Here is a 9922-nt window from a genome sequence, read left to right as displayed (position 1 = left end):
ATCCGCGATGAACCTTTTTAATGCTGGTAAGTAAGCAACGCTTAGTATTTAAATAATACTTTCACGTCACCTGTTAAAGCGGCTTCATCTACATAACCAATTGCATTGGTTTTTGAAGCAACCGTTATAATTGCTTCGTTGTAGTCTGAAACCTGGATTGGAGCTTCAGCTTTACCGGTAAATACAAGTCGCGACCACGCTGATTGAAGTTGTGATTCGCTGCGTCCCGTTGCCACCTCATGGAAGGCAAGTCTGCCTTCAGAACCATCAGCTAGCTCGATGATCTGTGCTTTAGTACCATTCGATAGCTTGCTTTTCTTACCCATGAATAACTTTTTAACGTCTGATTTAGATAAAGAATCAACGCCAGCATTGTTACCAATCACTACCATTCCAGCAGAAGCGTTAAATGAAAGAACCGCTACGGTTATTGCTGCCAGTAAACTTTTCATATGGCCTCCTTAGAATACGAAATCAAGACGTGCTGAATAGACAATAGAGCTGTCTTCAAGGTAATTACCCGTTGCAATATATGGGCTTACTGTTGTTTCAACATTACTTTGGAACCCACCACTAGTATCGCGGTAATCGACATAGGTCACATCCGCTTTTAAAGATATGTTCTTAGCGAAATCCCAACGGCTACCAACAGAGTAAGAAAGACGCTCGTAATTCATCGACTCTTGAATAGCCGTCGTAGTCATGTTCTCACGTTCTTCGTTGTCTGTTGTTTCAACCCAGCTAACGGAAACGTAAGGCGTAAATTCATTGACTCGGTAACCAACCAAACCAGAAACCGATTGATAGTCATAAAACTGCCCTTCCAATTGAACATCTGCAGCTTCTACGTTAACTAACAGATCACCATTGTCATATTGAGCACCCAAAGAGATGAACTGACCATCTTGGCTATCTAGCATTGCACCCAATTGACAATACGGGTCTTGTGAGTTTTGGAAATCACAAGATGGATTAGATTCAGCAACAAAATATGAACCACGGAAGGTAAAGTCATCTACGTTCCAGTTGGCACTGATACCGAATAGTTTATCTAGTTTCACCTCACCAACAATTGAGTCATCTTCATCAATAGTACCGATACCAACCACTGGCTGAAGAAGAATACTTGAATCTTCAAGTTCAATCGGAATCAATAAATCAGCACCCGTGTAGCCCTTCAAAACAATGTTTTCATACAACTCTTGAGAAGGCCTGATCATTGGATACGCATAGCCAAGGTCTGTGTAATCTGAGTAGAAAAACAAAGGTAAACGCAACTTACCTGCTCGAGCTGTGAAGGCCTCAAAATCATAAGAGGCATAAGCCATCTCAATTTTTGGCTCATAATCATAACGGCTGTTTGCAACGATTTGCGTCACGAACTTAGCACGCTCATTTACTTGAAAATCAAATTGTAAGCCTGCTAATGTCTCTTGCTCCCAATCTAATTTTTCGTCGGTATAACCCGCATAACCTATCGCATTGTCTGACTTACCGATGCCTACAGAACCAAATCCACTAATTCGAAGATCATCCATGTTTGCAGCATTTGCTCCAAACGCCATACTTACTAGGGCAGCAACCACTGTCTTCTTCATAACTAACTCCAATTGTTATGTGATTTTTCGTTTTTATATAATTGTTTTTGTATAATCAGCCCATATTTGGGGCATACTGCCGCCCTCCTTAAGGCATAGCCGAAAGGAGAGAGGGAATGATTCTAGGGAACTTAACTGACTTTAAAGTGGCCAGTTAGTGTTGAAAGGTTACGAGTCACTTTTTGAATATCTTGCGCCACGGCGTCCACTTGCTGAACGCTGTTACTGGTGCCTTCTGCCATCTTGCGAATTTCTTCGACAAAAGTTTCAATACGAGTGGAGGTTTGCTCCTGCTCTTCAGTCGCAGCGGCAATACTTTCGTTTCGTTGACTGATTTCGATAATATCTGAAGTAATTTTCTGCAGAGAATTTTCCGCGACAATTGACTTTTCAACACAAGTTTCGGCTTTAACTACGCTATCAGAAATAATCGATGACGCAGTTTTTGCTTGGTCTTGTAACTGTAAGAGTACAGATTGAATTTCTTGTGTAGATGATTGAGTTCTTGATGCTAACGTTCTTACTTCATCAGCAACGACAGCAAAACCACGGCCTTGTTCACCAGCGCGTGCAGCTTCAATTGCCGCATTAAGCGCAAGCAGGTTGGTTTGCTCTGCAATCGCACTGATCGACTCAAGTATCGAGCCAGCACTTTGTGTGTTGTCATTTAGCTGTTTAACCACTTGAGATGCATTACTTACATCATGCGTTAATTCTTGCACGGCTAAAATCGTACTCTTGACTTGCTTCTCTCCTAAGCTTGCTTGCTCACTCGCACTGGAAGCTGAAGTCGAAGCATCATTAGCGTTCGTAGCGATTTCTCTAGCGGCAAGAAACAATTGATTTAATGAACTTGATACTTCTTCAATAGAGAGATGCTGCTTAGTCGACAACTCACTTGTTACTTGACTTGATTTAACAAGTGAACCAGAGATCGTGTCCAGCTGAGTAACGTTACCTATAGTGTGTGTGACGTTCTGTTGTAAATGAGAGACAAAGTTATTGAATGATTCAACTAAAGGTTTCAGTTCGTCATTTTTTTCATGCTGTAGGCGAACCGTTAAGTCTCCATCCCCTTCAGCAATATCACGCATTTTGTCACTGATATTCGCGAGATCTCTACGTATACCTTTCACCACAAACCAACCAAAGATACACATCGCAAGCATGGCTACAGCACCAGACACACTCATGATTTGGTTAGCTTTTTTATTGTTTGATTCTAGATCTTGTACCGCGTTTTCAAACTCTGATTGACGAGCCAAAGAAAACTTATGCATACCCAAAGTAAGCTCATCTAAGATTGCGGTGCTCTGTTTTGCAAGGCGCCCAGCTTCGCTAAGGCTGATCTCTTCATCTATCATGCCTTGAGCAACTCGGTAAGCTAACTCAAAATATTGATTGGTTTGATTTTGCAAAAGTGCAGATGAGCTCTGTAATGAAGGATCGAGAGAGATTTGAATGTTGAAGTTATTTTGAATCTCAGCGAGAGTTTGCTTGTTCATCTCCAAAATCTCGTCATCGCCTAGAGTCACTGCTAAATTAAAGCGCTCGGCTAATTGAGAGATCAATACACTATTCAATGAAGCCGCATTCATAACCGGATAAGTAACTTGATCAATTCGATTAACCTGTTGGGTGTTACTGGTTAACGTATCCCCTCCGACAAATAGAATACTAGTAAATCCTACTAGCGACACTAAACATAAAGCCAAAATCCTATTTTTGATCGATAGTGTAAACATAAGCTCCCTTTGTTAAACAGTATGATGAACTGCATATGTATTTTGAATAATAACAGATCTGACCAGTATATCAATCTGTCACACCGAAAATAGTGACAAAAATGTTAACATTATTTATAAATTATTATGCAAGTAAGAATAACCATATAAATCAGCATGTATAATTAACTACTTTATTAAAAACGAGTTCAACATCAAACTGAACACCTCTCCATAAGACTGTAATTCATCATGTTCCAAAATCGCTTTAGTTATTCAAAAATTAGGATTTCAAGATAGTTAAATTAATATTGAGAACCCAAGTTTGCCCTTACATTTAGCTTCGCAATAAATTTAAGCCGCAAAATTCTCTACTATTTAATGATTCTGTCAGCAGCGTCAGTGTTGTGTAAAAAGGCTGCAAACTCACGAACTTCACCGCCCTTACTCGGTCAATCTTAGAGCGAATAAACAGATACCTTAAACGGAGAACGCATGCGAATAGCGACTTTATCTTTAAGTTTGGTTTCAGCGGTCGGTTTCGCGGCTAAGCCAAATCCTTTTCCAATTACGCCAGACGAAACTGGCGAAGAGTTTATGGTAAGTGCAACGAATCCATATGTAAGCAGCACTGGGTATTCGGTACTCAAGCAGTCGATGCAATGGTGGCGATGCAGATGACAATGTCGGTGGTTGAACCGGATATGACTGGGATTGGCGGCGGTACTTTTGCGCTGTTTTACCAAAAAGACAAAGACCAAGATTGATCGCACCAAACCTTATGACCCAACGGGTTTGCTCGTCGAAAAGAAAACCTACGCCGAAATGTTAGTACCAGAGTTCATGCAGCTCGGTTATCCGGTGCATGTCATTCCAGTCGTCAGTGGCTTGAATGCCATTGAAGTCAAAGATGGCAAGATCTATGGCGCGACCGACAGACGCCGTGCATCAAGCTCTATGGGTGAATAATAAAACGAAATGGGCAAGTAACAGGCTTGCCCTTATTTTGTCTTTAGTTGCTTGAACCTCGTCTAAGCAGTTCATGGATGCGAAAAAGCCAGTCGAACGTGTCGACTGGCTTTTCATTATAGGCTTCGCTAATTACTCATTAGGATATTATGAGCTTGGCGCTACTCGTTTATCTTTCAACTGATCAATAACATAGTCAGGAGCTACTTTACCTAGCTCACCTAAGCAATCATCGGTCTTTTCATTTCCGTAGCGCACATAGATATCGCATACCGCGTATAGCTGCTCTGGAGAACCAGAGATCAAATATGCTTTCTCGAACGATTTAGTCGACTTGTCGATATCCAACTCTTCTTGTAATACCCCATTTAGGTACCAGTAGTAGCTGTTATCTTTCGCTAGCTTCGCTGCCACTTCAATCTCTTTGGCTGCCGCAGTTTTGTCTTCAAGGCGAACCAGAGTCAACGATTTCGAATAATGCAGAGCGGCGTTGTTTGGCACGCTCTCCAAACCACGATCTAATACTTCGACTGCTTGCTTATCTTTGTTCTGAGCTCGAAAATTATCTGCGTAGCTCAACCAAACTTGCGCTTCTTTTGGATGCGTATTGATCAGCTCTAGATAAACCGTTTCCGCCTTATCCCAGTCATTGTGCCAACGAAGCACATCAGCAAACAGTAATTGGTACTTTTCAGATTCTTGCGTTTCCAAGAAGCTAATAACCTCTATGACTGGTGGTTCAATTTGTGCTTTCTGCTCGTCATCCAATGCATTGAAGTCACGGACTAGGTTTGACGTTGCCGTATGGCGAACCATGGTATCGCTGTCTTTTAGCAAGGGTGAAACTAACGCCCAGCGATGTTCAAGTTGGTAAGGTTCAGAACCGATAACCGCCGCTTCACGAACTTCAGGGTTTTGATCTTTTAAGCCTCTTGCCACCGCCACCAGCGCATTTTGGCTTGGATATGAAGCAAGCTCTTGCAGTGCACCAGTACGATTTTCAACAGATTGATTCTGATCTTGTGCCATGTAAGACAACTGTTGAATGCGGGTTTGAGTGTCCGTCATTTCAAGCACTTGATTGATATTTTGTGCTGGCGCGTCAACCGTTTGTTGAACGCTATTCGCAGCCATCGCAGACGTTGAAATTAATGCGGACGTTGAAATCAATAAAGCAACAGCCGTCGCTAAACTCTTCTTCATCATAGTATTACCTTAAACTGGAGAACTTAGCCTGTCCTTAGACTCGTATCTGATTAAATTTATCTTGGACCTGTTGATCCAAAGAACGAGTTAAAACTTGGTCTCGAACGTAGTTTGTTGCGCCTGTTTTGCACGATGTGCCATCAATACTGAGTCACTGAATTTGCCATGAGCAACCGGATGCCCCATCGCACGAGCGATATAAGCCATCGACTTGTCGACATGAGAAAAGAACTTGTGCCAACCAGCACATAAGTAGTTCAAACCCGGTTCACCTACACGAGTTTTGATAAAGCGGTTCTTAGGGCACTCACCATGACAAGCGAACTTGTAATCACACTGCTGACATTGACTGGTCAGTGTACGGGATTTAGCAAAACCAAACTTTTGCTGTGGTGCGCTGTACGCCAAATCATCAAGTTTCTCGTGATGAATATTGCCAATCTTGTATTCAGGGTAAACATAATGGTCGCATGAAAATACGTCGCCATTTGGCTCCATTGCCAAGCCCTTTCCGCATATCTCATTCAAGGTACACAGTGGGTTCGGACGCCCAATCCATGTTTCTACGCTCGCTTCAAAATACTGAACAAACACCTTGCCGATGTCGTTCTTGGCCCACTCGTCAAACACAGAAATCAAGAAGTTACCCCAAGCCAAGTCCGACACACACCACGATTCCATGATTGAATCTTTATGGCCGGGGATCAGGCGTTTGTCGCCTTGTTTAAGCTGCTCGCTTACTTGGGATGTTTGTGGTGCAACCGTTCTAAAGGTTTTTTGCTCAACGATAGGGATAAACTGCATTTGTGGCGACTTCACCACATCACGTAAGAATCGGTACACTTCTAGTGCATTTTGACTGGTCAGGTTATTCACACAGGTAAGCGTTGCGAATTTCACTTGGTGCTTGTGCAACAGCTCAACAGCCGCCATCACTTGTTTGAACGTACCACGACCGGCTCGGTTAGTACGGTAGGCGTTATGCAGCATCTCTGGGCCATCAATACTTAAGCCGACCAAGAAGTTATTCTTTGCTAAGAACTGTCCCCAATCGTCATTCAGTAACGTGCCATTGGTTTGTAAGTCGTTTGAAATCAATACACCTTCAGGTTGGTACTTCTTCTGTAGTTCAACCACACGTTCAAAATAGGCCAAACCAAGCATGGTAGGTTCACCACCCTGCCATGAGAAGATAATTTCTGGCGTGTTTTGACCTTCGATGTATTGTCGGATGTAGGTTTCTAACGTCTCATCATCCATTCTTGGAGAACTGCCTTTCTTGTACTCCAACAAATCTTGCTTACTTAGGTAGTAACAATATTTACAGTCAATGTTGCATGCTGCGCCAATCGGCTTAGCCATGACATGCAAGCGCTTAGACGCTTTACCGTTATATTGTGGACCTTGAGTAATATGCATGATTTACCTACCTATTTTAGTATTCTGGACCCATCATAATTCCTATTCGAACAGGTGACATGTTATACCCTTTATAACCAATAGGAATGACCTTAAACGTTAGAATTAGACCCTATTTCGAACATCTGAGGCACGTGATGAAATTTCTTAATTACAAACAGTTAGCAACAATTAGCAGCGTCACCATGACTATCCTTCTGAGTGGCTGTGCAAGCGTGCCTACACACCCCATCGCCCAACAAATTGACCAAGAGATGGTGTTGGTTGAAGGCGGCACATTCACCATGGGGTCGAACGGTCCAGAAGCGACCAAAGCAGAGCGTCCTGCACGTAATGTAACTGTAGATAGTTTCTATATTGCGAAGTTTGAGGTGACTCAAGAATTGTTCGAATCGGTGATGGGTTCATCTCTCAGTTATTTCCAAAACCCACAAGTTCCGGTTAATAACCTTAGTTGGCAGCAAGCAAACTATTTTGTTGAGCAGTTGAATGAATTAACGGGTGAAGAATACCGTCTGCCTACTGAAGCTGAATGGGAATTTGCAGCCAAAGGTGGCAATAAAAGTAAAGGCTATACTTACAGTGGTTCCAATAACTTAGATGATGTTGCGTGGTACTCAGCAAATTCTAAAAATAGCGCACATCCAGTCGGGCTAAAGAAACCAAATGAACTAGGCTTATATGACATGACAGGAAACGTGGGCGAGTTTGTTATCGATGCCTTCGATGACACCTTCTACCGATTCGGTCCAACAGACAACCCTAACAACGCAAAACACAGCGACGTCGGTTTATCACACAAATCGGTTCGCGGTGGCAGCTTTGCTTATGACGAAAATGAATCTGAAAGTTACCGTCGTGACTTCGCAAGCCAATCGATCACTATGTCAGATATGGGGCTGCGTTTAGTTAAGGATGTGAACTAGCTAACGAAGCGAACTAACTAAAGATGCCGAAGGTTATGGTTCACTAATCGTCACCAACAATACTAAAAATACGATTCGCACTGCACACACGTTACAAATCTGGCCAAACGTTGGAAACCTGACCAAACATTAGAACTCAGCGGCAACAGTGAATAAGGAAACTCTATGCAATACACCAAGCTTTCAGGACTAACCCTCGCGTTACTCTGCGCTCTCCCAGCTTCAGCTGAGGAAAAGCCAAATCTAGTCCTTCAAATCACGGTAGATGGCCTGCGCGCAGATCTAATCGAACGATATAAGCACAACTTCGGTGAAGGCGGTTTCCGGTACTTAATGGATGATGGTACCTACTACACCAACGCAAACTACCAACATGGCAACACGGAAACGATCGTGGGCCATGTGTCGCTTGCAACAGGTGCTCCACCGAGCGTACACGGCATGGTAGGTAACGTTTGGTATGACCGTAGCGAAGAACGTTTGGTGTATAACGTAGAAGACGGTAACTACCAAATGCTGACCTCTGGTGCAGGTGTCGATAAAGCAACAGAGATCGACCCAACGCAGAAGACAGCACAAGGCGATGGCCGCTCTCCAGAGCCAATACTCTCCACCACGTTTGGTGACGAACTGACGATTTCCAATAGTGGCAAATCAAAAGTATTCGGTGTATCAGTGAAAGACCGCGGCGCAATCTCATTGGCAGGACACAGTGGTAAAGCCTTCTGGTTCTCCAAAGCACAATCGGAGTTTGTCACCAGTAACTATTACTATGACGAGTATCCAGATTGGGTATCACGCTGGAACGAGAAAGCGATTGCTGCTCAGTATTCCAAACAGAAATGGGAGCTCTCATTACCGCGTGATAAATACACGTTGCAAGAACACGATACCGAACACAAAGTGAAACTCGGTGACTTCCAACGCACCTTCCCTCATCCTTATGGCCCGGCAAGTTACAAGTACTACAGCACAACGCTAACCGTTAGCCCGGCCGGTGACGAGATCACAGAAAACTTTGCAAGCACACTGTTGATGCAAGAGAAGCTAGGCCAAAGTGACGTGACTGATTATCTGTCTGTGAGTTTCTCATCAAACGACTACGTGGTGCACTTATACGGCCCTGAAAGCCTAGAAACAGAAGACAACCTAATTCGACTTGATAAGACGATCGCCAAGCTTCTTAAAACCGTTGATAACCAAGTCGGGCTAAAAAATACATTAATTGTGTTGTCTGCCGATCATGGAGTACCTGAATCTTCACCTGCGGCAAATGCGCTTGGCTTTAATCAAGCTCAATACTTCAATAAAGATACACTGCTCTCGAGTGGTGTTGAGAAACGATTGAAGGATGAATTTGGTTTAACCAAAGACGCGATTCGCTTGTACGCACAACCTTACATCTATCTGAATCATGATCTGATCGCTGAGAAGAAGCTTGATCTGGCTAAGGTCCAAGAAGCTATTGCGGATGAAATTGCAAAAGTGAAAGGTGTTGCGTTTGCTGTATCAAGTAGTGACATTGCGGCTAACCGAGTACCGGATACGCATGTGATGCAGCTAATTAAAAACAACTACCACCCTGCTCGTTCTGGCGACGTGTACGTAGTATTTGCACCGCGCAGCTACATTAACGACATGGAAGGCCTCCAAATTGCCTCTACACATGGTTCTCCGTGGAAATACGACACTCATGTGCCTGTGATCTTTGCAGGCTACGACGTTGAAGCTAAGAAGGTATCGCGACCAGTGACGCCATATGACATTGCGCCAACGCTTTCGAACAAACTGGGTATCACCCAACCAAGCGGGTCAATCGGAGAAGTGCTGCAAGAGATCACTGAGTAGACTCAATCTCTAAGGTTTCGTGAGCTAGATTTCGAATCCAGCACCCACTCAATAAAAGAGCCGTTTATCTGTTTCTGACTCACTAGGTCGAAACAAAAAAGGTTCATCGCGGATTAGCGGGAACTAAAAACAAAAACGGTAGTAAGTGATATGGTTTAGTCGCCAAACAAAAATCATACACAAACTACCGTTTTCATGCCGAATCATACTTTCCTATCTTCATTCTGGGAAG

Annotated in this window: 7 protein-coding genes and 2 pseudogenes; 4 read left to right on the top strand and 5 right to left on the bottom strand. The window is 43.3% G+C overall.

Annotated features, from left to right (window positions below; genetic code table 11):
* Window positions 1–41 precede the first annotated feature (41 nt).
* From AB4167_RS21695 to AB4167_RS21685, 3 genes are all read right to left on the bottom strand, one after another.
* Window positions 42–452 (bottom strand): phosphate ABC transporter substrate-binding protein, encoded by a 411-nt coding sequence (locus tag AB4167_RS21695; protein ID WP_010429296.1) that lies wholly within the window; start codon window positions 450–452, stop codon window positions 42–44.
* A gap of 9 nt (window positions 453–461) precedes the next feature.
* Window positions 462–1598, bottom strand: coding sequence for an outer membrane beta-barrel protein (locus tag AB4167_RS21690; RefSeq protein ID WP_372137008.1), 1137 nt, complete (start codon window positions 1596–1598; stop codon window positions 462–464).
* A 131-nt stretch (window positions 1599–1729) separates the two neighbouring features.
* Window positions 1730–3196: a methyl-accepting chemotaxis protein gene (locus AB4167_RS21685; protein WP_372097531.1), complete on the bottom strand. Its 1467-nt coding sequence runs from the start codon at window positions 3194–3196 to the stop codon at window positions 1730–1732.
* A 621-nt stretch (window positions 3197–3817) separates the two neighbouring features.
* Between AB4167_RS21685 and AB4167_RS21680 the strand changes: the two are divergent.
* A pseudogene (locus AB4167_RS21680) lies at window positions 3818–4083 on the top strand (gamma-glutamyltransferase); the annotation flags it as partial.
* A pseudogene (locus AB4167_RS21675) lies at window positions 4079–4291 on the top strand (gamma-glutamyltransferase); the annotation flags it as partial. The pseudogenes AB4167_RS21680 and AB4167_RS21675, both read left to right, overlap by 5 nt.
* Before the next feature lie 147 nt (window positions 4292–4438).
* Here AB4167_RS21675 and AB4167_RS21670 read toward each other — a convergent pair.
* Both AB4167_RS21670 and AB4167_RS21665 read right to left on the bottom strand, forming a co-directional pair.
* Window positions 4439–5497 carry a hypothetical protein gene (locus AB4167_RS21670; protein ID WP_372137007.1) on the bottom strand — a complete coding sequence of 353 codons (1059 nt, stop codon included), beginning with the start codon at window positions 5495–5497 and terminating at the stop codon, window positions 4439–4441.
* 87 nt (window positions 5498–5584) lie between these two features.
* Window positions 5585–6916 (bottom strand): anaerobic sulfatase maturase, encoded by a 1332-nt coding sequence (locus AB4167_RS21665; protein WP_102398064.1) that lies wholly within the window; start codon window positions 6914–6916, stop codon window positions 5585–5587.
* A gap of 137 nt (window positions 6917–7053) precedes the next feature.
* On the opposite strand from AB4167_RS21665, the gene AB4167_RS21660 reads away from it, so the two are divergent.
* Together AB4167_RS21660 and AB4167_RS21655 are read left to right on the top strand one after the other, a co-directional pair.
* A complete protein-coding gene (locus tag AB4167_RS21660) occupies window positions 7054–7842 on the top strand; it encodes an SUMF1/EgtB/PvdO family nonheme iron enzyme (RefSeq protein ID WP_017060470.1) in 789 nt (262 codons plus the stop codon).
* Window positions 7843–8007: 165 nt separating this feature from the next.
* Window positions 8008–9690: an alkaline phosphatase family protein gene (locus AB4167_RS21655; RefSeq protein WP_372137006.1), complete on the top strand. Its 1683-nt coding sequence runs from the start codon at window positions 8008–8010 to the stop codon at window positions 9688–9690.
* The last annotated feature ends 232 nt before the right edge of the window (window positions 9691–9922 follow it).

It is taken from the genome of Vibrio sp. 10N.286.49.E11, assembly GCF_041469505.1.
GTDB lineage: Bacteria > Pseudomonadota > Gammaproteobacteria > Enterobacterales > Vibrionaceae > Vibrio > Vibrio crassostreae_C.
Note: the sequence above shows the minus strand (reverse complement) of the source record. Positions and strands in the feature narration are given on the sequence as shown.